The sequence below is a fragment of the Paenibacillus maysiensis genome, from assembly GCF_000520815.1.
GTDB classification, from domain to species: Bacteria; Bacillota; Bacilli; order Paenibacillales; family Paenibacillaceae; genus Paenibacillus; species Paenibacillus maysiensis.
Genome location: NZ_ASRY01000318.1, coordinates 49,397 through 74,485 on the forward strand (window position 1 = coordinate 49,397; position 25,089 = coordinate 74,485).

Below are 25,089 nucleotides of genomic sequence, written 5' to 3' on the forward strand. Positions count from 1 at the left end.
ACGAGCCTTAACCCTTTTTTCAATAATATGAAATTCTCATTGTTATCAGAATAAAATTTACTTATATGCCAGACCTAATTGATAAGCGTGCTCCAGCAGACCTTCAATGTATTCTTTCGATTCGGACAAAGTATCATAGAAGAACTCAACCTTGGACTCTCTTACTCTTGCGTAACCACCAATGGCTTTATTCAAATAATTAGTTACCATATCGTGGTATTCATACTTGATCAGATGTTCTTTCGTCCCTCCCGCCAAGCACATCCACAAAACCTGCTTTGTCGTAAACTCCTGAAGTAAACCTATGTTCCACACTTTATCCAGGTATCCCTTTAGCATGGACGGGACACTGTACCACCATAGTGGAAACACAAAGACCAGAGCATCCGCGGCCACAATTCTATCCATTTCTTTCCGTGTTTCAGGGGCATATTGTTTATGAGGCGTATTCCAATCCAGCTCATCTGCTGCGCTGTACACCGGATTATACCCGTCCCGATCCAAGTCCAGAATATCTACCTCGTGCTTATTCTCCTTCAATCCCTCTACAAAACGATTCATGACCGCAAGGGTAAGTGAATCTTCTCTAGGATGCGTAACGACCAATAGAACTTTCATGTTATCCGTAACCTTCTTTCTCCTCGTGATTGGTGAACCCTGTCTACAGATGCTATTATGGATGATATACAACAAGGTGTGAAGTACGCACCTCAAGGTACTGTAGGTACTTTAAGGTTCCTTAGTGCTTTTCATGTACTACAGATCCGAGGGGAGAAAAACAAATGAAGGATAACGCCAAAACATATATGCTCGGGATTGAAGCAACCTTTGAGGTCATCGGCGGGAAATGGAAAGCCATCATCCTGCATCATCTAACCAGCGGCAGAAAACGTACATACGAACTTCGTCAGCTCATTCCAAAAATCACCCAAAAAGTACTTACCCAGCAGCTTAGAGAACTGGAAAAGGACGAAATCATCCACCGAATTATCTATAATCAGGTTCCACCCAAAGTAGAGTATGAGCTTAGTGAATACGGATGGGATTTTAAAGATCTGCTTGATCGTTTTTGCTTATGGGGGGAAGAACACTTAGACAGGGTTTATGGTGATAAAACAACGGTGCTGGAGGAATATTCTGTGGAAGAGCCTTGTGTAGAAAAAAAGTAAAGCACACTGAACAGCCTTTTCGCCATCGCTTCATCTGCTGTCCGCAAAAATACACAACAGTCCTAATGAAGATTTTCTTCAATGGGACTGTTTGTGTTACTTGCATGGAGTCAAATATCTACAAGAATCGAAACTGCACTATACACTAATAACAAAGCCATTATTATATTAAACTGACTTCTATATTTTGATAAGAACTTTTGAAAAACGGAGCCAAACACACTCCAACAGAATGTACTCATAAAACCAACAAAAGCTAGAAATAACGAATACAATATCAAGCTGAAATTTGAATGGTGATATGGAAGAATGAAGGTTGATATAGCAGTGATACCATATAAAATTCCTTTCGGATTGATAAATTGCAAAAGCATACCTGTTAGAAAACTGTTATTCTTGCCCCCATCATTATCTTTACCATTATCTTTACTCATAATTATTTTTATAGCCAGATATAACATATAGGCTGCACCCAGGATGGTCATCACAAATTGAATTTTGGGAATGAAATTTTCAAGCAACAAATTAAAATAACTACTCAATAACATGATTACAAAGAAACCTGCACCTACTCCTAAACAAAATCGAATTGTCTTTTTAAGCCCGAATTTATTAGCAAAGAGCATAGCCATAATGTTATTGGGGCCTGGAGTAAAGCTGGTAACAAACACATATAACAGAAACGATAATAAAGGCATATTGGAACCCCCTCTTCTGTGTATGCTATAATGTCCAAAAAGAACAATATAACGTTTTACGTTTTATTGTACAACACAGACGTTATATTGTACACAGGTATAGGAGGTATTTATGGAGACCATCAATCTGATCATTGCCAAAAACTTAAAAGCCTTTAGAGAAAATAAGAAATTAAGTCTGGAAAGGGTTGCAGAACTAACGGGAGTAAGTAAAACGATGATAGGTCAAATTGAAAGAGGCGAATCCAGCCCTACGATTACAACGATTTGGAAAATAGCCAATGGATTAAAGATTTCTTTTACTTCACTCATAAATAATCCGCAGCCAGATACAAAAGTGGTTTTAGGAAGTGAAATTCAAATATTAACGGAAGACAACGGAAAATATCGAGTTTATCCCCACTTCCCCTTCGAAGATGATAGACGGTTTGAAGTTTATTCAATCGAGATAGAACAAAACGGCTTCCTAAGTGCTGATTCGCATGGAGAGGGAACGAAGGAGTTCTTAACTGTTTTTGATGGAGAATTAACTGTCCGTGTAAATGACATCGAATATACAGTAAGAAATGGGGATTCCATCCAATTCAAAGCTGACAGACCCCATACCTATCATAATTCAGGGAAAACATTAACTCGATTAAGTATGGTCATATACTATCCAATTTAAAACTATCCGTTCACCAATTGCATAATCCAGTCTTTTATATCAACGATTCGCAGTGTTCTGGGCCGTGTATTCGTTCCGGAAATAATTAATGGGACAAGGGAATCTTTTTCATGCAGCGAACCATGAGCTCCCCCTCCGATGTGGGTAGGAGAACTTTCACCAACGAGTTCATATCCGGGTTGGACCGTGACGACAACGTATTTTCCTTCATGAGAATACATGGCCCCGTATAACCTCGCCAAAACGTCAGGATATTTTCCGTACTTGATTCGATTGTTATTTATCGTAATATCCACAAGGTCCTTTTCGCCCGATAATGTCCACGATTGTCCATATTCATCGGTGAATTTTCCACCGGGACGATAAGAAAACATGGAACTATTTTTCCCTCCTGTAACACGAATATTATTTTTATCGTCTTTCATTGCGATGATATCGAGCTTTTCCTCTTTTTGTAAATGCTTCACTACATCGGATAACTCGACGTTATCATTAATCGCATAAATATAAGCCATTCGTTCATTCGTGGAAATGACAATTTGATCTTCTTTTTTTACTGATTGATTTAACTGTGCTATGCGGTAATGGTTCAACAGCGGCTCTATCTCAACAGTTGCTGCCTGTCGATCATCATAAACCGCACTTTGCCCACTGTCCCCCATGACAACCCATATAGCATTTTTTACAGCCTGTTCCCACGAACCGTATGCGTTAAGAACGCCTTGCAGCGCTTGATCCGCTTTTTCAATTCCCTCCAGCTGAGTCGGGCCTTTTTTATGCACCGAACTATCATTCTCTGGAAAGTATGCGATGGTTACGCTTGGAAGTTTTTTTTGATTGATTAAAAAAGCGGTATCTTTTGCGGAAAACTCGTCGTTCATCCCGAATTTTTTCCACGGAGGAGTATTCCAGCTATTCTTTGGGTCCAGTTGTGCAAAAGTTGCATAGGAAAACCATTTAGGTCCTGTTATTCTAAATTGTTCTGGAACACGGTTGCTGTTCGCTATGAAGCGAGGCACTTTTAAGACATGTTCCGTTCTTCCTCTATAAACTATAGCGTTGATTGATGCCGATTCTTTTCCTTTGTCGGCCAGCTCTTCGTGAATTGTTTTCGTTTTTTTGTTCAAATGAACTTGATTTAACTGGTAAATAGCATCCATAAATACTTGCATTTGATCTATCTTGAAGGCTTCTTTGACACCATTTCCATAGAAAATCATGCGTTTCCTTGGGTCGCTGTACCACACAAGTCCGGGCACATGATGTCGGTCTGCATACGTCCCCGTTAAAAAAGTACTGTCGATCGTCACGGACATCGTGGGAAATGAACTCACCACCTGCGGGAAGTATTGCCCTTTTTTAATAAGATGCTGCATTGCGGGTGCATGGCCTTGTTGAATCGCATCTTGCAATGGCTTATTCATTAAAGAATCAATCATGATGAATATGACAGGTTTGGCCTTATTAATCACTGGGTTATGGGACTTGATGCTTTGTTGATTTAGCTGTTGACTAGAGTCCGCCCTGCAACCGACGATTATTAAACTTAAACTTAGCACGAGTACAATCGTGATTTTATACTTTATCCCCATTTGTGTATCCCCTTCTTTGAAAAACACAATTCCCTTGATTCTTTTTATTTTTGCTTACAATAAAAAAAATTATTCCGAAATGAATTTTTTTGATTTAATAGGCCAAATTATCTCTAGTGACTCGAATAATTAGAAAGATGGTGAATTCCCATTAACATTCCGTTCTCACCTAGACTTTATCATTGGTTTGTCCGTCCGAAATGGTTTACTAAAAAATATATCCATGATCATGTACATTCCCATTTTTCTTTTGATGGCCAAACTGTACTGGATTTTGGCTGCGGTACTGGGGCAAATTGCTCCATGTTTCACCCGTTGTATTATGTTGGGATTGATCCTGATGCCCAACGAATTGATTATGCAAAGCGCTTATATAGCCACCATGCATTTCAAGTATTAAATAGTAAGAAGTTCTCATTTGATAATGAGTCGTTCGACTACATACTTATTATCGCTGTATTACACCACATTTCTTCGGATGAAATATCAAGTTACATGAAGGAGTTTCAAAGAATTCTAAAGCCTAACGGAACCATTGTCGTTATGGAGCCCTGTTTAAGCAAGAAAAAACCGCTATGTAACTTGTTTATGAAATGGTACGACAACGGGGAGTATATTCGTAATGAAAAAGAATATATTCGATTGTTTAGAGATCAGAATTATGATTGTAGGGTCATAAAACGATTCCGAAAATGTTTTTTATATCACGAGTTATTTTTTTCAGTAAAACCAAAATCATCAATAGAAGGGGAATTAAACGATGACTACTACAAGCATAAACGGATACTCGATGCACTATATTGATTCCGGAAAAGGAATCGCCATCCTCTTCATTCATCCTCCGGTACTCACAAGCTTAGATTTCATATACCAAATCCAAGGGCTATCGCCTCATTTTCGAACGATTGCTTTTGACATCAGAGGACACGGTAAGAGTCAGCCTTCCGAACAAACGGTTACTTACCCTCTAATCGCCAAGGATATTAAACAATTGATGGACCGGATGAGCATTGATAAAGTTTTTGTGTGTGGATATTCTACCGGAGGCTCGATAGTGCTTGAATTTCTCTTGACCTATCCGGAACGAGCATGGGGAGGCATCGTGATCAGTGGAATGTCGGAAGTAAACGAATGGCGACTAAGAAACAAAATTTCTGTGGGCATTGCTCTCTCCAAAATCGGAGCAGTCGGCACGATTGCGATTTCTAATGCTTGGTCGCAAACGAAACAATTTTCTTTATTCCGTGAGCTATTCAACGATGCGAAACAGGGAAATCCCAGAAATGTCGAACAATATTACCGGTATAGCTTGAAGTACAACTGCACTTCGCGGCTCGGGGAAATCCATCTTCCTGTCCTGCTTGTTTATGGGGAAGATGATAAGCTCTTTCATCCTTATGCCAAATTGTTACATCAACAATTGCCGAAGAGTGAACTTGTTTTCATAAAAAAAGTCGATCACCGCCTTCCTACGAAGGCCGCCGAACCTTTGAACGAACTGATCAAGCAGTTCGTAGAACGCTTCAAATGACATTTTATACAATGTAAATATACATATTATACTAAAATCATATATAGTTTAGATAGGATGGATATGTTTCTGCTTCTAAATCTGAAGGGGTGTAAAATGAAATGCTAAAGCGTATTCAAAATCTTTTCGTTATCCCTAACTACCCGTTATTCATGATCTGTATGTTATTGCAAGGTATGGCCATATCGATCAGCGCACCTTTTTTGGCTGTATATTTCACAACTACACTGGGCGTATCTGTCGGAACCTTTGGTGTTTTTACAGCTGTGACTTTGATTTGTGGTATATGGATAAGCTCTCTTATTGCCAAACGTTCTGATACTGGATTAGACCGTAAACAAATTTTAGTGATTTGTACGTTATTTAATGCGATAGCATTTGCAGGATATCTTGTCATTCAAAATTTTTATGTACTTTTTGTGTATATGACTGTCTTCACAGCAATGGGAGCACCTGGAATGCCGCAGTTATTTGCCAGTGCACGTGAAGCGGTTGATCGCAGTGAAGCAGCAGATCATACCTTTGCTAATTCAACACTTCGTTCTATGTTTTCCCTTGGCTTTATCACGGGGCCGCTCTTGGGGTCTTTCCTGATTGCACATACCGGTTTTAAAGGTATCTTTATAGGGACGACTTCTATTTTTATACTTATAGCTATTCTTCTATTCTGTTTTATTAAGCAATCCCCATCTCAGCTCAAAAGTAAGAATCAACTTTTACTTCATCACATAACATTGCATAAAAACATTGAAATTCTGATACCATTCTCAGTTCTCACTCTGCTCTATGTGTCTCACTGGATGAATAATTTGAATATATCCTTGTTCATCATTCACAATTTAAAAGGGGACACGAGTGACGTTGCTCTAGTATCCAGCATTTGCGCGGTTTTAGAAATACCTTTGATGATCATGTTGGGCGTACTTGCTGCTAAATACTCCAACCGGCTGCTTGTATTTTGGGGAGCTTTAACAGGGGTTGTCTATTATCTCCTCGTCCTTATGTCTACGGAGATGTGGCAGTTATTAGTGGGGCAGCTTCTTCTAGCCTTCTTTGTTGCAGTGATTTCGGCCATTGGCATCAGCTACATGCAGGATTTGTTGCCCTCTCTTCCTGGATACGCATCGACGCTGTATTCCAATGCGACAACCATCGGAAGACTGGTGGGGAGCTTGATGGGCGGATTAACCGCTCAATGGATGGGTTACCGAAACACCTATTGGGTATGTTTGGCCCTGATCCTCTGCTCCCTTGGTCTTCTGGCGATTTCAAAGAAATTAGAGTTTGAAAAATCGGCTGCTCTACAAGAAAGGAATCACAGTCTATAGTCTGGCACCTTATTTTTCTATTGTGGAGAAATGACTCATAATGGTATCTGCCGCATGTCTGTACCCGCCAGCCTGACGTAATGATTCGCCAATCACATGGGCCTGCTGTTTATAGGTTGAATGATTTAAAACCTCTAATAAGGCAGCTTTCAAAGTAGCGGGTGTAAGCTCATTTTTATCTACAGCAATACCCGCTCCCAGCTCTTGCACCCGATTAGCCACGATAGGCTGGTCCGATGTCATGGGAACCATAACCAGAGGCACATTGTAATACAAGGCTTCACTTGTACTGTTCATCCCCGCATGTGTAATAAAAGCGTCTACATGCTGCAGCATTTCCAGTTGCGGAATATAGGGCTTGACAATAAAATTGTCAGGGACACAATCGTTCAATAGCTTCATATCTGTATATTTGCCTGATGAGAGTACAAACTGTACAGGTAAATCGTGGAACGCTTCAAAGCAAAGCTTGTAAAAATCCAAGTCTCTATTAATAATAGTTCCCAATGAGATATAAACAGCCTGCGGATGCAGAGCATGAAGTTGTTCGAACGGGAAAGAGGGCGCGTCTTTACGTGGTACAATAGAAGGGCCTGTAAAAATATAACTGTTATCCAGCTTTTCAGCTTGCGGTTGAAAATAACGGCTTGTGTAAACGATCACTGAATTACGAACAACATACAAGATGTAAGTTTTGTTTTCTAGTAAAATAAAACAACACCTGCTATGTGCATAGAAAGATAAAAATACATCTCATACTTAATATATAAAATATTTTCCATAAAAACAAGTATTTTAAATATCAAGAAAGATACAGCGATCAACCAACGTATAAACGCCATTTGTAGTAGCGACATCCCCACGACTATATATTTCCCGAATATATAATTGCAAAATACACAAATAAGCGAGGTAATCGCTTGAAGCGCATACCCCGCTTATCTATTCAACTACGGATTCCAAGGATCTGTCCCGCCCGGCTTGATATGGTCATCCATATAGGATTTTAGAAAAGCAACATGAGCGTAAGGGCGCCATGGCCGTCCAAGATCAACCTTGCCTGTCAAGCCATCTTCGGCTGTCAGACGACATTGAATAAATACCTTATCGCAATGCTTTAATATCCTGAATCAGCATTTCAATATTTTCTTTCTTCGTAGCCCAACTGGTACAGAATCGAACAACACTATGTGTATCATCAACCTTTTCCCAAAAGGAGTAAGTATATTTTTCGCTCAATGCCTTTAATATACGATCTGGTAAAATCGGAAACTGCTGATTGCTTGTAGAGCGGTACTGAAAAGAAAAGCCTTGCTCAGATAATCCGTTTTGAAGCAACTTTGCCATATCTATAGCGTGTTTGGAATTTTCAAAGTATAAACCGTCTTCAAACAAAGTTTCAAACTGAATGCCCAGTATTCGCCCCTTAGCCAGCAGTCCTCCTTTTTGCTTGATCATGTATCGGAAATCTTTTTTCAATGTATCATTTATAATGACTACTGCTTCTCCCATCATTGCTCCAACTTTGGTCCCGCCGATATAAAATACATCGCATAGTTTTGCTATATCTGCTAAGGTTACATCGCTATCCTCTGCAACCAAGCCATAACCCAATCGGGCTCCATCTATAAAAAGCGGTAAACTACATTCCCGACAGACTCGACTTAACGCTTCCAGCTCAGATTTAGTGTAGATCGTCCCATTCTCGGTAGGGTAAGAAATAAAAACCATACCGGGCTGTACGCTATGCTCAGGAGCGGCATCATTCCAGTGAGCATCATACAGACCCTTTACCTGTTCGGCCCGGATTTTCCCATCATCACTTGGCAAAGTAAGTACTTTATGGCCAGTAGCTTCAATCGCTCCGGTCTCATGTACGGCAATATGTCCAGAAACTGCAGCAATGGCACCTTGATGCGGACGCAAAATAGAAGAGATCACCGTTGTATTGGTCTGTGTACCTCCAACTAAAAAGTGTACATCTGCATTTGGGGAGTCACATGCCTTTTTAATATAAGCTCTGGCTTTTTCACAATGCTCGTCCACACCATAGCCTGGGGTTTGTTCATCATTAGTCTCCAATAGTCGCTTTAATATGCGCTTATGGGCACCTTCGGTATAGTCGCATTCAAATCGAATCATTTTGTATTCTCTCCAATTTCTCTAGTTTGTTCTGAATGAACACCATAGAAGCATGTAATTCTTTAATCTCTTCTTCTGAGAGTCCTTGAACTAATTGTATAACTTGTTCGTCAGATCTTTCATTCAGTTGTTGATAGAACGCTTTTCCTTTAGGCGTCAAACGAATCAGATTTGTTCTATTATCCACCGAAGAATTTTCCTTAACAAGGAAGCCCTCTTTGTAAAGTTTAGCTATGATTCTACTCATATAACTGCGATCAATTTTAAGAGAATCGACTAAAGTATTGGCTATACATGGCTCGATCATACCGATCTCTATAATGACGCGTGCCTCGGTAAAGGAATATCCGCTATCCAGCACATGTTTATCTAATACACCCAGTATTTTGGTATAAAATCGATTGAAACGTCTCATATCTGCTATGATCTTAGTATCTATATTGATTTTAACTCCCCCCATTTAGTGGACTTATGCAACAATTATATTATTTTTTTTTGTGGACTCTGTCAACGAAATGACGGGTTTCTATTTATCAATCCACGACCGGGAACCCTCCCGGTACGTTGATGATCATTACACAAATGGCTCCGTCCTTATAACTTTCAAGGACGAAGCCATTAATTCAGCATGTACTGGTTTTCCTTCAAACAAGCTGATCCTGGAAGAAAAAATAGGAGAATTATACATACACATACGGTAAAGTAACGTTGAAGACGATGAATTTTCATAAAGAAGAATCACTGCTTAGTTAATCAAAATCTTCAAGAATAAAGACTTTAGTTAACGTTCTATTAATTGCCGGTTTCCCCAAATTGTTTAATGCGTTCTCCCACCTGATCACGAACTCGCTGGAAAACGGCCCATTTCTCATCTTCCGTTCCCTCTACTTTGGCCGGATCATCAAATCCCCAATGTTCACGGCGAACTTGCGGAGGTGTGATGGGACATTTATCAGCAGCATCTCCGCACAGGGTCACAACCAAATCGGCACCGTTCAGCAAGACAGGATCTATAATATCCGAAGTTTGACTAGAAATATCGATACCTACTTCATTCATCGCTTGTACCGCTTTAGGGTTAAGGCCGTGAGCTTCAATGCCTGCACTGTACACATTCCAACGGTCTCCTAGGTATTTTTTGGCCCATCCTTCTGCCATTTGACTCCGGCAAGAATTACCGGTGCATAAAAAATAAATTGTCTTTTTTTCCATGATAGACGTCTCCTTTAATGTTCAATTATGAAATGACTAGCCACAGATATAAGCCCAGCAGGGTAATAAAAAGTGTAGGAATCGTTAAAACAATGCCTGTTTTAAAATAAGTTCCCCAAGAAATTTTCATGCCTTTTGAGCTAAGCACATGCAGCCACAACAATGTAGCTAATGAACCAATCGGGGTTATTTTCGGCCCTAGATCCGATCCAATCACATTAGCGTAAATCAGCGCTTCTTTGATCATACCAGTCGTATGGGTGGCATCTATGGCAAGCGCATCAATCATGACCGTAGGCATGTTATTCATCACCGACGAGATGACTGCCGCGATAAAACCCATGCCCATGGTGGCCACAAACATACCTTGATCGGCAGCCGCTTGAATCACATGAGCCAGCAGATCCGTCAAACCGGCATTACGCAGGCCATACACCACAACATACATCCCGATGGAGAAAAATACGATGGCCCATGGAGCGCCCTTGATGACTTCTTTCATGGGGACCGCAGGGCTTCTTCTCGCCATCAGCAAGAAAAAGACGGCAATGATCCCGGCTACCACCGAAACGGGAATGCTAAAAAATTCGCAAACAAAGTATCCAACCAACAGAACCGCGAGAACAATCCAGGACATGCGGAACATTTTTGGATCTTTAATCGCTTCTGCAGGTGTTATTAATTGTGCAGCATCAAATGTTTTGGGAATCCTTTTGCGAAAAAAGAGATACAGTACCACGATACTAGCCGCTAAGGAAAATAAATTAGGTACAATCATGCGACTCGCATATTCCATAAAGGTGATGCCAAAGAAATCGGCTGATACAATATTCACCAGATTGCTGACTACAAGTGGAAGCGACGTCGTGTCGGCAATAAATCCGCTCGCTATGATGAAAGGGAAAACCATTTTCTCATCCATTTTCAGTGCCCGAACCATCGCTAGTACAATCGGTGTCAGAATTAAGGCCGCACCGTCATTCGCAAAAAAAGCAGCGACAATGGCGCCAAGAATGGTCACATAAACAAACATCCGGGTTCCGCTTCCCCGCGCAGCTCGTGCCATGTGAAGCGCCGCCCATTCGAAGAAGCCGATTTTATCAAGCACCAACGAAATCAGAATGATAGCAACAAAAGCCAGTGTTGCATTCCAGACAATCTGAGTAACTTCCCAAACATCATGCAAATCGACGACACCCACCAGCAAGGCGAGTATTGCTCCGCCGCAGGCCGACCAGCCGATAGACAGATTTTTAGGCTGCCAGATCACCAGCACTAAAGTGGCTAAAAATATAATGCATGCCAACAAAATCAATGTTTTAAACCTCCATTACCCATGATATCCCTAGTTCCCCATCTTCTCGTTTTCTAATCCCTCCCCTTTTTCACCCATCACCTTATAAACATATACTTATATAAAGGAAATATTTATCCCCGCAAGGAGATAAACTGAACAACCTTTAGGAGGAGCAAGCTGGGGAATCCGGTCCACAAGATGCTATGGGTTCCTCTTTATTCATCCATTTTAAAATATGCTTAGAATCCGGCATACACTCAAGCACAGCTTGAATATGAGGCTTGTCATCTACGTTTAAAGAATAGTATACCCACTGACTTCGTCTTTCTTCTTTTACGATCCCTTGCGACTTTAATTTCCTCAAATGTTGGCTAATGGCTGGCTGCGACATATCAAAAATGTCTACGAATTCGCAAACACACCATTCTCTTTCTCTTAGCAGGGAAAGCATGGCCAAGCGGGTTTTATCCCCTAGTAGCTTTAAATGATCGGCTACATAACCAAGTTGCTCCAATGTGTAACCCCCTTTCATTCATATAACTGTATGCTTATATACTAATTTAGCTCCATTCTAAAATCAAGTATGCATATTACTTGCAATTTGCAAATATATAATGTATATGTAGCAACCACTATTGATGCACAAATGAATGAATACTTAAACGAAGTTTTTTCGTATTTGACTGATTTTAAAAAAGAAACCGTGATTCGATCTGTGAAGCTCTTTAACGATGCCATGGCCCAATCAAGCAAATGTTGTTTTCCGGTAACAGGATAATACTCTCCTCTTATATTTGCAATTTACAAATATTAATCCATACCAGTGGTGGTTTTTAAGTTTCGTTCAACCTATCCAAATTAATCACGGACTGTAATTCTGCTGGCATTAAATATTTCTGAGAGTTCCCGCTCTGTCGGTAGTTGCTCCTCGCTAAGCAACTCTTTTAGAATAATAGCCTCTTCCAACTGCTCTCTAACAAAATCACTCACGTTTTTAGCTGATACTTTTTCAAGAACAAAAAAAATCTGTTGTTATCATAAAAACCAAGTAAACATATAAGCAATACTTTTTTTGTCCGAACCAGCCAATTATGCGCCAAATAAAAAGCACGCCGCAGGGTATCCTGTGCGCGCTTGGCCATTCTCTATTTTTTTCCAACTCATCCGGTACATCGTATTTATTGATATGTGAGGTCATAGCGGCAACTGCTTCGCTGGCATCCGTCGTGGCAGGCACTTCCCTTACCACATCATCAGTACGATCATGAAAATTCAAACGGTCGGCCTCGGCCACTTTCTGTTTATTTTCTTTCATTCTCAATATCCCTCCTGTCTTATTCCAGTGCCTGATCCCGTTCTGTTAACGCGTACAAAGGTACTTCCCGTTCCTCTTCCGGCTTGTTCAGCGCATAAATACGTGCCGTCTCACTCTGCTCATTCACATGCTGAATATAAATGGGTAACCCATCACATAACACATTCGCCATTATGGGAGAGGACGCTATTTCTTGTGCTCTTTGGACATTCATTTAGAAAGACCTCCCTTGCTGAGTACAGTACGTCTTTACTATGCACAAGATAAATATCTGTTATACAAATTTCTTACTCACATGTCTTTGTACAATATTCTCTCGTGTTAACTCGGAGAGCTTAAGATACGGTTACAAAAAGGATATCATTTGAAAATATAAATATTATTGTTATTATAGATAGAGAGATTCAGTGAAAACTGCGATCTTCGATGAAGCGAAAAGGAGTGATGATGAATGTTACACATACTAATGGTTAACTTTCCGGCAGAAGGACATGTGAATCCTACAATTGGGATTACGCAGGCCTTTGCAGCACGGGGGGACCAAGTGCATTACATTACAACTGAGAAATACAAGGACAGACTCGAAGCAGTTGGAGCAACGGTTCATCTGCACCCGGATTTGTTGAGGGCCGCTTCTATCAACGCCGCTTCTCCGGCCGGATTGAACGCATTTTTGAACATTCAAATTCAGACTTCGCTAGACATATTGGAGGTTACCCGGAGGTTGTCGGAAAGCATTGATTTTGACTTTGTGTTCTATGATAGATTCGGAGCTGGTGAGTTAGTTAGAGATTATTTGAATATCCCCGGTATTGCTTCATCGCCATCCTTTCTGATTTCAAACAATCAGATGATTGTTAACCCCTTTCGTCTTGATGCTGAAGTACCGTTTCAGCTTGATGAACAGGCCACAACCTCACTGCATCACATGAAGGAAAGATTCGGTGTTGCTCCTAAGCATGTGTTTCAATTTATGAACAACTCAGGGGCTCTGAATGTTGTATATACCAGCAGATATTTCCAACCGGACGCGGACCGTCTTGGTGAGGAGAACCTTTTTATCGGTCCCAGCTTTCCTGAGCGCAAAGGGGAACATTCTTTTCCTTTGGATGTATTACAAAATAACAAGGTTCTGTATATTTCGATGGGAACGGTTTTGGATCATGTTGAAGACTTTTTTAACACCTGTATTGAAGCTTTTGCCGATTTTGAAGGCATCGTCGTGATTGCGGCTGGCGAAAAAGCTGACTTTACGAAAATCAATCCGGCCCCCGAGCACTTTATCATTTCGCCCTATGTTCCTCAATTGGAGGTATTACGTCATTCAGATGTGTTTATTACTCATGGTGGAATGAACAGCGTGAATGAAGGGATTCACTTCAATGTTCCCTTGGTCGTACTACCCCAGGACAAGGACCAGCCGATGGTCGCGCAGCGGTTAACGGAACTTCAAGCTGGCTATCGAATAACCAAAGACCATATCAATGTACAATCGTTAAGAGAGGCCGTACGTGAGGTGGTATCGAACGCAGCATATAAAGAGGGTGTACAGAAAATAAATGATAGCTTCCAGCAATCAGGCGGTACAGAAGAAGCCCTTGCAAAAATTGATGCTTATCTCCAAAATAAGCTCGCTTAAAGTTCCTTCTTGCTGATTTCAACATTGCACATAAGTCACATAAGGAAAGGTGAACCGACTTGAGCAAATTAACCTCCAAATCATCTGATCTAATTATCACCTTTTCCCTTTTCAAATCGTTCTAGTCTCTGCTACTCGTGGCAGTCATGCTAATACGAAAGAATAAACAATCATAATCCTACAAAAAAACAGGAGCCCTGACCATCAATGGTCGGGTTCCTGTTTGTCATGCAATTCTATGTGGATATATCCCACTTCTGAAACGAAGCAATCGTACACTTTCCGCTCGCGAACGCTCGAATGCCCGTTGATTCCAGTCCCGGATACACTCTTCCTGTGAGGACGTATTCACCGTCACCGATGAATATTTCCACCGAGCTTTTATCGACAAAAACCCGAAGCTCCAGACGGCCCTCGTGTAAGTCCAAAGGCACTCTTCTCTCTCCGCCCGGGCCTATACCGGCACGTTCTCGGTTGAAACGGAACAGACCGTCATCCGGACGGTACGACAGTACAGTCTCCTCTTCGCTACCCACCCGCAGTTTCAAACCGAATTCATTGGTGTTACTGGCTTCGAACTCAAATACCGCCTTCAGTTCGTAGCTATCTCCACACGTCTCCATCATCTGCTCGCCTGTCAGTAGGATATCCCGCTGCTCGAACAGATTGGATCGGTAATTCTTTACCTCTTCAAGCGGACGGAACAGCAGCCTGCCGCGGTCGATAACCGCTTCACGCGGAAGACTCATCGCACCAGCCCAATGGTGCCCCTGCTGGGTCGGCATCTCCGACTCCCACATATCCATCCATCCGATGACGATACGCCGCCCTTTATCATCCAAGGTTGACTGCGGGGCATAGAAATCGAATCCGTGATCCACCTGAGCATACCGTTCTGCCGTAAATGTTCCGGCCGTGGAATTGAAATCACCAATACTGTACATGGTGGAATGCAGATTGTGGTAAGCTTCCCCCTGGGCAGGCATCCGCTGCGGGGACAGCATAAATACGTGCCGACCGCCGAGCGGGAACAGATCGGGGCACTCCCAATTATCGCCGAAGCGACCGTCACTCACGGCCAATACATTGACATACATCCAGTTCCTCAGGTCTTCAGAACGATAGAGCAGTACAAGCCCGTTCCCTTTGGCATCATTAGAACCGAGAACGGCGTAATATTGATCTTCGTGCCTGAACACCTTAGGGTCACGGAAGTCTTTGCGGCTGACCGTGTCTGGTACGGCGTCGTAACCGATGACCGGATTGCCCTTCCACTTTTCGAACGTTACTCCGTCCTCTGATACTGCGATTCCCTGCGACTGCTTGTAATCCTGATCTTTGTCGGGCCCGGTTACCACATGTCCCGTATACATCAGAACAAGCTTCCCGTCCTGCTCAACCGCACTGCCGGAGAAGCAGCCATCCCGGTCGAACTCACCGTCCGGGGCCAAAGCGACCGGCAGATAATCCCACTTCATAAGATCGCGGCTGACTGCGTGTCCCCAGTGCATCGGCCCCCATACTGATTTATACGGGTAATGTTGATAGAACAAGTGATACTGCCCGTTATATTGAATGAAACCGTTCGGATCGTTCATCCAGCCGAATTCGGCCATTAAGTGGTAGTTTAGCCGATAATCTGGCCGAAGCATATGTTTCGATTCAGAAATAAATTGATCTGCACTCTCTCGCGTATATGCTCTACTCTGTATGATAAAGCATCCTCCCCCTGCGGTTATTTAATCGAACCTTGCATAACACCCTGAATAATATATTTCTGGGCGAACAGATAGATGATAATGATCGGAAATATCGTCAGTACCAAACTTGCCATTAACGGACCATAATCCACTGTATAGGTTCCATAAAAGTTATACGTGGACAACGGAAGTGTCCTTTGCTCCGGATCGACCAGAATGAGGGAAGGTAGCAGAAAATCATTCCAGACCCACAGCACATTGAGAATGGAAATGGTGGCTGTCGTTGGCATCAGTACCGGAAACACGATTCGGAAGAATGTCTGAATCCGCGTGCAGCCGTCAATCAGCGCCGCTTCCTCCAGTTCCTTCGGAATGCTCTTCACGAATCCATGATAAATGAAGACGGCCAGCGAGCTTCCAAAACCGATGTACATGTAAACCAGCGACCACTTGCTGTTCAGAAGATCAAGTGAGCCGTAAATTTTCACCAATGGAATCATGATGGCCTGAAACGGAATGATCATGGAAGCAACCATCAGCATAAACGTATATTGGTTGAACTTGGTGTTGTTTCTGACAAAATAATGAGCCGTCATCGCCGCGAACAGTGAGATAAAGAAGACACTTAACACCGTTATGACCAATGAGTTGGTGAAGGCATCGATGTAATTCATTTTATCGAACGCATTCATATAATTGACCATATTGAAGCTCTCTGGAAGCGATAACGGGTTCGAGGTGATGGCCTTGTTTTCCTTGAACGAATTGATCAGCAGAAAAACGAACGGTACGATGAACAATATGAGCACGACTGTCAGCACAATAAATTTGATCACGGAGGAAGCGGCTTTTTTGCTTGTCATTACGCCTCCACCTCCAACTTTTTACTAAAATAAACCTGGAGCAGGGTGATGAGAGCAACCATCAGGAACAGCACGAATGCTTCCGCCTGCCCCACACCATAATCACGGGAAAGGAATGCCTTTTCATACACATGCATCGACACCATTTGAGTACTGCCGAACGGACCGCCTTTCGTGAGCGCGAGGTTCACGTCATAGACCATAAATCCGCGCTGCAGGGACAAGAATATACATACGATGAAAGAAGGAACCATCAAGGGCAGCACCATTTTCCGCAGTCTGATCCAGCTGTTCGCCCCATCAATGCTTGCGGCCTCCATAATATCATTCGGCACACCGCTCAATCCCGCGATGTAAATGACCATCATGTAACCCACGTTCTGCCACACGGTTACAATCACGAGTGCCCAGAACGCTTTGTCGGGATCAGCCAACCAAGTCGTGCTGAGCGACTGAATGCCGGCATGTTGTCCCAAATAGACAAGCACGTTGTTGAAGATGAACTGCCAGATAAAACCGAGTACAATGCCGCCGACAAGGTTGGGCAGGAAAAATCCCGCCCGGAAAATTTTCTGTCCCTTTAAACCTTTTATCAGCACATACGCCAGCATAAAAGCGACGACATTGATAAGAATAACGGTATAAAACACATACTCGAGCGTCAAGCCGAACGATTTCCAAAACTCATTATCCCGAAAAACGGCCAGGTAGTTTTGGACGCCAACCAGCGATAGTGTCGTGGAAATACCATCCCAGTTTGTGAACGTCAGATAGATGCCGTACAAAAATGGAATGATCATTACCGTTATGAAGGCAAACAAGGTTGGTCCGGTAAACAGCAGCCGTGACCGCAACCGGTTCCATACTCCTTTTTCCGCAATCATGATGATCCCTCTCTTTATTCCGGATTTCTCTCTCTATTCCGGGTGATTTGAAAATAACCTTATTTTGCTGTTTTCCAGTAGTCTTCGATTTCTTTGACCAGTGTTGCGCGGTCGCCCTGTTTCGCCAGATATTTTTGCATGGAAGATCCTGTCTTGGACCAGTGATCGGCAGGCAGCGTGCTCATCGACTGCTCTGACTTGCCTTTTGCGATATAATCCTGGAGGGACTTGCCAAGCGGGTCGGCCGCAGGCAGTGTAATATTTTTGAACGCCGGGATAATGTTCGCTTTGTTCACGAGGAAATCCTGGCCTTTCTCTTCATAGACGATCCAGTTCAGGAACTTTTTCGCCGCCTCCTGCTGTTCCGGAGTAGTCTTCTCCTTGTCAATGACAATACGTTTGGATACAGCGGACGAAATTTCCTGATTGCCGTAGTCATTGGCATTATTGCTGATCGGTACAGGCAGGAAACCATATTTTTTGTTAGCGGTATCAAAACTGCTGATTTGCGGCCATGCCCAGTTGCCCATGAACCAAATGCCAACTTCGCCTTTGCCGAGCAGCTCCGGTCCGCGTTCATAAGCTCCTGCCAGTGGGGAAGCCTGGTCGATATTGTATTTCATCATGACGTCGAATGTATCCATAAGTCCGTTAAATACCGGATTGTTAGCCAAATCAGCCTGGCCCGCTTTCAGTGTCGCCATGAATTTGTCCACTTTAGCCATGTCTTTGTTCTGGCCTGCATAAGCAAGAGGCAAATAATGAGCGCCAAGGGACCAGTCCATTGGTGAAATCACCAGTGCTTTCTTTCCGGATGCCTCGATTTGCTGAAACAGTTTTTCAAGGTCATTTCGGGTTTTAATTGTGGCGGGATCAAAGGTTCCGCCTACCGCTTTATCAACAACGGCTTTGTTGTAAATGAATCCGTAGCCTTCAACAGCCAGCGGAAACGCGTAATTTTTACCGTCAAATGTCGTAGCTTTCGTAGCGTTTTCAACAGTGTCCGCATTCCACTTTTCTCCGTTTAGATCGAGGATACGGTCCTTGAATTTCTCAACATCGCCTGTATCTAGCATCATCATGGTCGGCGGATTTCCGGATGCATACAAAGCGGAGGCACGCTCAAAAGGCGATCCACCGTTCGGAACTGGCTGGATTTCAACAGTAATGCCCGGATTGTCTTTCTGGAATGCCTTGGCGGCATCCTCCAACTGTGGAAGAATTTCACCTTTGGAGTTCAAAAGCGTAATTTTCACATTTTTCGAATCCGTTGATCCCCCTCCAGAAGCCGAATTACCTTCTCCTCCGGAGCCGCCGCATGCGGACACCACCATAACCAAAAGAAGCAGCATTACCATCCATTGAACTCTTTTGAATTTCCTCACTGTTGTCATCCCCCTATTTCTGTAACGACTCTGAATGCTTGAATAAAACGCTTACAAACGGATTATATGTTAAAGATTTAACTAATGTCAATCGTTTGACATGTTAAACCTTTAACATGTACTAAAAAAAATCTGTTCCCCTTGTTAGAGGAACAGATTTCATTCAGGTCGTTGCACGCTCAATCAGTTCAACAGGCAGCAGATTGACAGACTGTACCTGCTCCCCCTCCGCCTGCCTGCGAATCAGCTCGACGGCCAGTCTGCCGATGTCTGCAATCGGCTGTTTTACCGATGTAAGTTCCGGCGTCAGCCAGGATGCAGCGCTTACATCATCGAAGCCTACAATACGCACACTCCCCGGCACATGCCTTCCGGCGCGGATATATTCTTTCAACGCGAACGCGGCAATAATATCGCTTGTTGCGAACACCCCATCAACATCTGGATGTTCATGAATGAGTTTCGAGATGATTCGCTCGTACTCCTTCTGGTCAAACACATTCAAGTCCGTTTGAACGATCACATGCTGGACACTATGCTTGCCCACGACATCCCGGAATGCTTTGGTCCGCTCATTGGACAGCATGTTCAGCTCCAGATTTCCGCATATATGGGCAATTTTCCGGCAGCCTTTGCGAATGAGCAGCTCCGTGGCCAGCTCGCCTCCACGATAATTATCCGAAGATATATACGGAATATACGGGTCAATCTGCCTATCAAATGTCACAATCGGTGAATTCAAATGGCGATACTCTTCTACTTCTAAAGTATGGCTACCCATAATGATGCCGTCTACCCGGTTTCGCTTCAGCATATCGATATATACTTTTTCCTTCACGGGATCCATATGCGAATTGCACAGCAGGACCTTGCAGTCATGCTGATAAGCATAATACTCGACCTGATTGGCAAGCTCACCGAAGAAAGGATGAGAGACATTGGGAATAATAAGGCCAATAATATTGGACTGCTTGCGTAGCAGAGATCGTGCTATTTCATTCGGTTGATAATTAAGCTCCTCCATTGCGTCGAACACTTTTTTGCGTGTAGTTTCGCTGATATATCCCCGGTTATTCATTACACGGGATACTGTGGTGACCGACACACCGGCTTTTAACGCTACATCGTGAATTGTCGCCATATTAACCTCTTCCCGCACAAAATAAATACATACAAACTATACTCTCTCCTCACCATTTCGACAACCTTACATGTATATCGATTATAAACGCAAAGAGACCCGAGAGAAGTCACTTTTTTTCAAAGTGTCCATCTTTCGGGTCACAGTTTATGAATCCAAATACCCCTTTTTTCTTTTGTTATTTATTTGTTTTTTTTCAGAATGTCAAAAATGTTCTTTGCATTATCTGTATTATCGATAAGTCCCGTAAACAATTCTTTCCCTGGCCCGTAAGCATAGACCGACACATCTTCTCCAGTATGACCACCTGTTGTCCAGCCGGCAAATGAACGAGTGTTGAAGATGGCTTCAATGGCATTATCGATTTTAACTTCGTCCTTTGTAGCAGAAGCAGTTTTGACCGATTGAACTTCACTTTCTGTAAGATCTAAGGAGATATATTTCTTAAGTGTATCTTCAACACTTGCGCCAGCAACAATTTCTTTAGCCATAAAATCTGGTGTGCGCGTTGCTGCTTTAATTGGTGCTACATTAAAGTTATATTCTCCATTTGCACCGATCGAAAATCCGCCGGTAGAATGATCAGCAGTTGCAACTACTAATGTATTGCCGTCTTTCTTGGCAAAGTCGATCGCTGCTTTAAATGCTTTTTCAAAATCCGCCATTTCACTCATGGAAGCAACCACGTCGTTGTCATGACCTGCCCAGTCGATTTGGCTTCCTTCAATCATCAGGAAGAAACCATTATCATTTTTATTTAATCGGCTGATTGCAGCATTAGTCATATCTTCTAAAGAAGGCGTTTCTTTGGCACGATCGATTGCTTTATCTAGTCCACCTTCGGCAAATAGACCGAGAATTTGATCGTTTTTATTGTTCAGCAATCCTTCCCGATCAGTGACATAACCGTAACCGGCTTTCTTGAACTCTTCAGTTAAGTTTCGGTCTTTACGCACAAAATTGCTTAGTCCACCACCAAGCAGGACATCCACCTTGTGCTTTCCATTAATTTTTTCATCAAAGTAATCATCAGCAATAGCATTCATGTTTTTACGGCTAACATCATGTGCGCCAAATGCTGCAGGAGTAGCATGAGTGATCTCAGATGTTGCAACTAAGCCCGTAGATTTCCCGTTTTCCTTCGCTTGCTCTAATACCGTTTTGACATCAGCTTTATCGTTATCTACGGCGATGGCAGCATTGTATGTTTTAACACCAGCAGACATCGCTGTGGCAGCAGAAGCGGAGTCTGTTATATTTTGAGCCTCATCTTCCGGATACGTCGTTTGAGCACCTACAAGATACTGATCAAACTCTGTTTTTTCCATCAGGGGGGTTGCTGGGTTATCTTTCATATACCGATAGGCAGAAGTATAAGATGGACCCATACCATCACCAATTAAAAAAATTACATTTTTAATTTTTTTTGTGTCTGAGGCTGCTTGTGCAGAAGCTCCTCCTGACACAATGCCAGTAATTGTGATTGATGACACCATAACGATAGGTAATATTTTTTTAAAAAGATTGCCAAACATAAAGTACCCCCTATTATTTATTCTGAGATTACCGATGATAATCGGCTAACACATAGATAATATTAGTATTCGTATATGAAGGGAGAGATAGTTTTATGTAATCAAAATGTAAAGAGGAAGAAATAAGTTGTTGGTCGAATATAGCAAAGTTTGTTTGGATAAAATGATGTACTTAAACCTCTTTCACCTTATATCCAAGGGAATAGACTAGCCAGAAATGCGACACCCACAATATCATGCTTATATCTGAATGCCCTGTATGTGGAGAAGTACTGGTTCTGAAGCCAATTTTCAAAATTCTCTTTTGTTGCCAAGGCTAAAGAATTTATAACAGTTTGAACTCTTCTGTCATCTAGTGAATTCAAACTATCTATTATTGGTTTAATATTAGTAGGTAATGGAACAAAGTAATCACCCCCTTCATCATATTCTTCGTAATCGAGTTCAGTTCCGTTAACGTCTTCTTTTCTAATTGTTGATTCTTCCTCTTCAATGTTATAAACCAGTTTACCAATTGCAGGTACAGGTATTATATCCTCTTCGTCTGTAATCGTTCTAACTTTATAAATTCCATTATCGTGCTTTATTACTTTTATTTGTTGTTCTAAGGCTTCCAAGGTATCTAGTGTCACGGGAGCCGCACAGTCTTCGTGCCATCATACGATATTAAAAAACCTAATGAGGTGAGCCTATTGTTCGTTCAATTAACCGTGAGTGAGATAATGATCTGAAAACAAAAAAACTGGCACAAAAAATATCTCGATGGATAAGCCTTGAAAAAACAGCATCATTTTATGATAAATCTAAATGGGATTTATGCAGGAAATGCAGGATATAAAGAGAGTCTTAAAAATCTCAATTCAGCTTATTCGACCCCTTTTACAAAAAAAAGAAACTACCAAGCAGATTTGGGTGGTAGTTTTATCCAGTAGTTTTGTCGATTTTCCAATAAATTGAAATAGTTACTCAGCGGCACTTGACGTCAGATTCCTGTGGTGGATTTTTCCCTTTCATTTGGAAAAAAACACCCGGCAGGATGCGTACCGAGAGAAATACGGCATACACCCAAGCCGGGTAAGGGATTAGAAAATAATATCAATGGCCTCTAGCACATCTTGCTCCTGTTCGGATTGCCCGTTCAGGGAAATATCCTTCAACAGCACCGAAGACTGTTCGCAAATTTGGGTGATGATCACGAGCAGGTCCTGAGCGAAATTGTCGATCAGATTGCGCGTAAACAACTTGGTGGCATATTCAAACTGCCCGTTCATTCCCTCATCCAGCAACGAAATGACCAAGGTAAGATCAAATTGGGAAACCGTATGAGTTTCCGGATAAGATTCGATCTTGATATCCCCGAAGCTTTGAACGTTATCTTCCTTGGTTTCCAGAACAAACATGACATCGAATACAGGATTGCGGCTTTGATCTCGCGGCGCCTGCAGCTTTTTCACAAGCTCCTCGAACGGATAATCCTGGTGGTCGTAGGCCCCCAGCATCGTTTCTTTGACTTCGTTCAAGTAAGCGAGGAACGTCTTCTCCCCGGACGGATAATGGCGAATCGCTAAAGTGTTGACAAACATTCCGATGAGCGGCTCCAGGTCGGCATGTGTGCGGCCCGAAACCGGCGTGCCTACAATGAAGTCTTCTTGTCCCGAGTACTTGCTGAGCAGGATTGAATAGGCCGCCAATAACACCATATAAAGGGTGGCACCGTTCTCATCGGCGATGCGCTGCAAGCTGTCGGTCATCTGCTTGTCGATGCTGAAAGGCAGCACATCTCCCTCAAAGCTGCGAGCGGCAGGTCTGACAAAGTCCGTAGGCAGTTCAAGCGTCGGCAGTTCGCCTTCCAGCACGTCCAGCCAGTAGGCTTCCTGACGTTTCAGCCGCTCTTTTACAGGTTCGGACTGCTGCCAAGCGGCGAATTCCTTGTATTGAATCCGAAGCGGTTCCAGAGTCTCGCCGTTATACAGGCGCAGCAGCTCTTCGACGAAGATGCCCATCGACATGCCATCCGTGACGATATGATGAATGTCCAGCATGAGCAGATGCCGTTCCGCTTCCCATTCGACTAAGCCCACACGCAGCAGCGGCGGCCGCTCCAAATCAAAGACGCGCACAAAGCCGTCTACGATGCTCTTCGTTTCACTTTCCGTCGCTTTCGTATACTCGACGGCAAACTTCAAGTCCGGATAAATCCGTTGTACCGGTTCGCCGTCGACCATTTCAAAGCCGGTTCGCAAAATTTCGTGACGAGCTATCAATCCTTTGAGCGCCGCCTCGAATTGATTCCGTTCCAAGCGCCCGACGAGAACCGTCATGCCGGACATGTTGTAGCTAAGCTCGGCGCCCTCCATCTGCTGCTGGATGTAGAGCCGTTTTTGCACGGAGGAAAGCGGATAGTAATCCCTCTTATCCAGAACCGGAATGGAGAGGTGTTCCTGCCGCTCCAATTGGCTGATCGCTTCGGCCATCGCTTCGATGGTCGAGTGCCGGAACACATCGCGCAGCGGCAGGTCCACGCTCAGCTCCTTGTGCACCTTGCTGACCAGCGTCGTCGCCCGCAGGGAGTGCCCGCCGAGGTCGAAGAAGTTGTCCGTCACGCCAATCGTGACCGACCCGAGCACGTCCTGCCAGATGGCGACCAGTTTCGCCTCCAGTTCGGTGCGCGGCGCCACGTATTCGCGGCCTGCGCTTGCTCCCCCTTCCGGCGCCGGCAGCGCCTTCCGGTCGATCTTTCCGTTCGGCGTCAGAGGCAGGCGCTCCAGCTCCACGAAGTACGACGGGATCATGTAACCCGGCAGCTCGCTGGCAATCGCCCGCTTCAGGTCCGCCGCCGTCAGTTCGCCATCCGTTGTGTAGTACGCGCACAGCGCTTTCTGCCCGTTCGCGTCACTTCGAACCAGCACCACCGCTTCGCGCACGCCTTCCACCCGCAGCAGCTGCGACTCGATCTCGCCCGTCTCAATCCGGTACCCCCGGATTTTCGCC

24 protein-coding genes and 4 pseudogenes are annotated in these 25,089 nt (G+C 43.3%); 7 read left to right on the forward strand and 21 right to left on the reverse strand.

All coding sequences use genetic code 11. The features are described 5' to 3' along the window. Window positions 1-57 precede the first annotated feature (57 nt). Window positions 58-618 carry an NAD(P)H oxidoreductase gene (locus L696_RS0125555; RefSeq protein ID WP_025686160.1) on the reverse strand — a complete coding sequence of 187 codons (561 nt, stop codon included), beginning with the start codon at window positions 616-618 and terminating at the stop codon, window positions 58-60. 164 nt (window positions 619-782) lie between these two features. On the opposite strand from L696_RS0125555, the gene L696_RS0125560 reads away from it, so the two are divergent. Next, window positions 783-1,169, forward strand: a complete 387-nt coding sequence (locus L696_RS0125560; protein WP_025686161.1) for a winged helix-turn-helix transcriptional regulator — start codon at window positions 783-785, stop codon at window positions 1,167-1,169. Between the two features lie 110 nt (window positions 1,170-1,279). On the opposite strand, the gene L696_RS0125565 is transcribed toward L696_RS0125560, so the two are convergent. Further along, window positions 1,280-1,867, reverse strand: a complete 588-nt coding sequence (locus L696_RS0125565; RefSeq protein ID WP_025686162.1) for a LysE family transporter — start codon at window positions 1,865-1,867, stop codon at window positions 1,280-1,282. A 112-nt stretch (window positions 1,868-1,979) separates the two neighbouring features. Here L696_RS0125565 and L696_RS0125570 point away from each other — a divergent pair, with 112 nt between their 5' ends. Next, on the forward strand, window positions 1,980-2,534 hold the full coding sequence (locus L696_RS0125570) for a helix-turn-helix domain-containing protein (protein WP_025686163.1): 555 nt from the start codon (window positions 1,980-1,982) through the stop codon (window positions 2,532-2,534). Window positions 2,535-2,536: 2 nt separating this feature from the next. On the opposite strand, the gene L696_RS0125575 is transcribed toward L696_RS0125570, so the two are convergent. Continuing rightward, window positions 2,537-4,126, reverse strand: a complete 1,590-nt coding sequence (locus L696_RS0125575; protein WP_025686164.1) for an alkaline phosphatase family protein — start codon at window positions 4,124-4,126, stop codon at window positions 2,537-2,539. Between the two features lie 156 nt (window positions 4,127-4,282). On the opposite strand from L696_RS0125575, the gene L696_RS0125580 reads away from it, so the two are divergent. From L696_RS0125580 to L696_RS0125590, 3 genes are all read left to right on the forward strand, one after another. Continuing rightward, the gene (locus L696_RS0125580) at window positions 4,283-4,930 is read left to right on the forward strand and encodes a class I SAM-dependent methyltransferase (protein WP_081750795.1); all 648 of its coding nucleotides are present in this window, start codon (window positions 4,283-4,285) and stop codon (window positions 4,928-4,930) included. After that, window positions 4,887-5,657: an alpha/beta fold hydrolase gene (locus L696_RS0125585; RefSeq protein ID WP_025686166.1), complete on the forward strand. Its 771-nt coding sequence runs from the start codon at window positions 4,887-4,889 to the stop codon at window positions 5,655-5,657. The genes L696_RS0125580 and L696_RS0125585 overlap by 44 nt, the downstream gene beginning before the upstream one ends. Window positions 5,658-5,758: 101 nt before the next feature. After that, window positions 5,759-6,985, forward strand: coding sequence for a sugar efflux transporter (locus L696_RS0125590; RefSeq protein WP_025686167.1), 1,227 nt, complete (start codon window positions 5,759-5,761; stop codon window positions 6,983-6,985). Between the two features lie 9 nt (window positions 6,986-6,994). Here the strand turns inward: L696_RS0125590 and L696_RS0125595 are convergent. The 7 genes and pseudogenes from L696_RS0125595 to L696_RS0125620 form a co-directional block, all read right to left on the reverse strand. Beyond that, window positions 6,995-7,645 (reverse strand): annotated as a pseudogene (locus L696_RS0125595) (nucleotide disphospho-sugar-binding domain-containing protein); the annotation flags it as partial. Between the two features lie 299 nt (window positions 7,646-7,944). Continuing rightward, window positions 7,945-8,088: pseudogene (locus L696_RS32830) on the reverse strand (pectinesterase family protein); the annotation flags it as partial. A 1-nt stretch (window position 8,089) separates the two neighbouring features. Then, on the reverse strand, window positions 8,090-9,127 hold the full coding sequence (locus L696_RS0125600; RefSeq protein ID WP_025686169.1) for a threonine aldolase family protein: 1,038 nt from the start codon (window positions 9,125-9,127) through the stop codon (window positions 8,090-8,092). Further along, window positions 9,114-9,587, reverse strand: coding sequence for a MarR family winged helix-turn-helix transcriptional regulator (locus L696_RS0125605; RefSeq protein WP_049827524.1), 474 nt, complete (start codon window positions 9,585-9,587; stop codon window positions 9,114-9,116). Before L696_RS0125605 ends, L696_RS0125600 begins: the two co-directional genes overlap by 14 nt. Window positions 9,588-9,919: 332 nt before the next feature. Then, window positions 9,920-10,339 (reverse strand): arsenate reductase (thioredoxin), encoded by a 420-nt coding sequence (arsC, locus tag L696_RS0125610; RefSeq protein ID WP_025686171.1) that lies wholly within the window; start codon window positions 10,337-10,339, stop codon window positions 9,920-9,922. Window positions 10,340-10,364: 25 nt separating this feature from the next. Then, window positions 10,365-11,654, reverse strand: a complete 1,290-nt coding sequence (locus L696_RS0125615; protein ID WP_025686172.1) for an arsenical efflux pump membrane protein ArsB — start codon at window positions 11,652-11,654, stop codon at window positions 10,365-10,367. Between the two features lie 145 nt (window positions 11,655-11,799). Next, window positions 11,800-12,150 (reverse strand): ArsR/SmtB family transcription factor, encoded by a 351-nt coding sequence (locus L696_RS0125620; protein ID WP_025686173.1) that lies wholly within the window; start codon window positions 12,148-12,150, stop codon window positions 11,800-11,802. 105 nt (window positions 12,151-12,255) lie between these two features. Here L696_RS0125620 and L696_RS32225 point away from each other — a divergent pair. Further along, window positions 12,256-12,414, forward strand: a pseudogene (locus L696_RS32225) (MarR family winged helix-turn-helix transcriptional regulator); the annotation flags it as partial. 83 nt (window positions 12,415-12,497) lie between these two features. Here L696_RS32225 and L696_RS29975 read toward each other — a convergent pair. The 3 genes and pseudogenes from L696_RS29975 to L696_RS0125630 all read right to left on the reverse strand — a co-directional run. Then, window positions 12,498-12,662, reverse strand: a pseudogene (locus tag L696_RS29975) (GntR family transcriptional regulator); the annotation flags it as partial. Continuing rightward, window positions 12,646-12,951 carry a hypothetical protein gene (locus L696_RS0125625; RefSeq protein WP_025686174.1) on the reverse strand — a complete coding sequence of 102 codons (306 nt, stop codon included), beginning with the start codon at window positions 12,949-12,951 and terminating at the stop codon, window positions 12,646-12,648. The gene L696_RS0125625 and the pseudogene L696_RS29975, both read right to left, overlap by 17 nt. Window positions 12,952-12,970: 19 nt before the next feature. After that, window positions 12,971-13,165: an H-type small acid-soluble spore protein gene (locus L696_RS0125630; RefSeq protein WP_025686175.1), complete on the reverse strand. Its 195-nt coding sequence runs from the start codon at window positions 13,163-13,165 to the stop codon at window positions 12,971-12,973. 237 nt (window positions 13,166-13,402) lie between these two features. Between L696_RS0125630 and L696_RS0125635 the strand changes: the two genes are divergently transcribed. Further along, window positions 13,403-14,590, forward strand: coding sequence for a macrolide family glycosyltransferase (locus L696_RS0125635; protein ID WP_025686176.1), 1,188 nt, complete (start codon window positions 13,403-13,405; stop codon window positions 14,588-14,590). Between the two features lie 236 nt (window positions 14,591-14,826). On the opposite strand, the gene L696_RS0125640 is transcribed toward L696_RS0125635, so the two are convergent. The 8 genes from L696_RS0125640 to L696_RS29000 all read right to left on the reverse strand — a co-directional run. Continuing rightward, complete coding sequence (locus L696_RS0125640) at window positions 14,827-16,242, reverse strand: glycoside hydrolase family 32 protein (RefSeq protein ID WP_025686177.1); 1,416 nt, start codon at window positions 16,240-16,242, stop codon at window positions 14,827-14,829. A gap of 83 nt (window positions 16,243-16,325) precedes the next feature. Continuing rightward, complete coding sequence (locus L696_RS0125645; RefSeq protein ID WP_025686178.1) at window positions 16,326-17,153, reverse strand: carbohydrate ABC transporter permease; 828 nt, start codon at window positions 17,151-17,153, stop codon at window positions 16,326-16,328. Further along, window positions 17,153-18,037, reverse strand: coding sequence for a carbohydrate ABC transporter permease (locus L696_RS0125650; protein ID WP_025686179.1), 885 nt, complete (start codon window positions 18,035-18,037; stop codon window positions 17,153-17,155). The genes L696_RS0125645 and L696_RS0125650 overlap by 1 nt, the downstream gene beginning before the upstream one ends. A gap of 59 nt (window positions 18,038-18,096) precedes the next feature. Beyond that, complete coding sequence (locus L696_RS0125655) at window positions 18,097-19,422, reverse strand: ABC transporter substrate-binding protein (RefSeq protein ID WP_025686180.1); 1,326 nt, start codon at window positions 19,420-19,422, stop codon at window positions 18,097-18,099. A gap of 163 nt (window positions 19,423-19,585) precedes the next feature. Next, complete coding sequence (locus L696_RS0125660; protein ID WP_025686181.1) at window positions 19,586-20,563, reverse strand: LacI family DNA-binding transcriptional regulator; 978 nt, start codon at window positions 20,561-20,563, stop codon at window positions 19,586-19,588. A 182-nt stretch (window positions 20,564-20,745) separates the two neighbouring features. Further along, complete coding sequence (locus L696_RS0125665) at window positions 20,746-22,098, reverse strand: alkaline phosphatase (RefSeq protein ID WP_025686182.1); 1,353 nt, start codon at window positions 22,096-22,098, stop codon at window positions 20,746-20,748. Window positions 22,099-22,286: 188 nt separating this feature from the next. Further along, window positions 22,287-22,730 carry a hypothetical protein gene (locus L696_RS0125670; protein ID WP_025686183.1) on the reverse strand — a complete coding sequence of 148 codons (444 nt, stop codon included), beginning with the start codon at window positions 22,728-22,730 and terminating at the stop codon, window positions 22,287-22,289. Between the two features lie 450 nt (window positions 22,731-23,180). Further along, window positions 23,181-25,089: condensation domain-containing protein (locus L696_RS29000; protein WP_245233441.1), on the reverse strand; the 1,909-nt coding region annotated here is incomplete at its 5' end.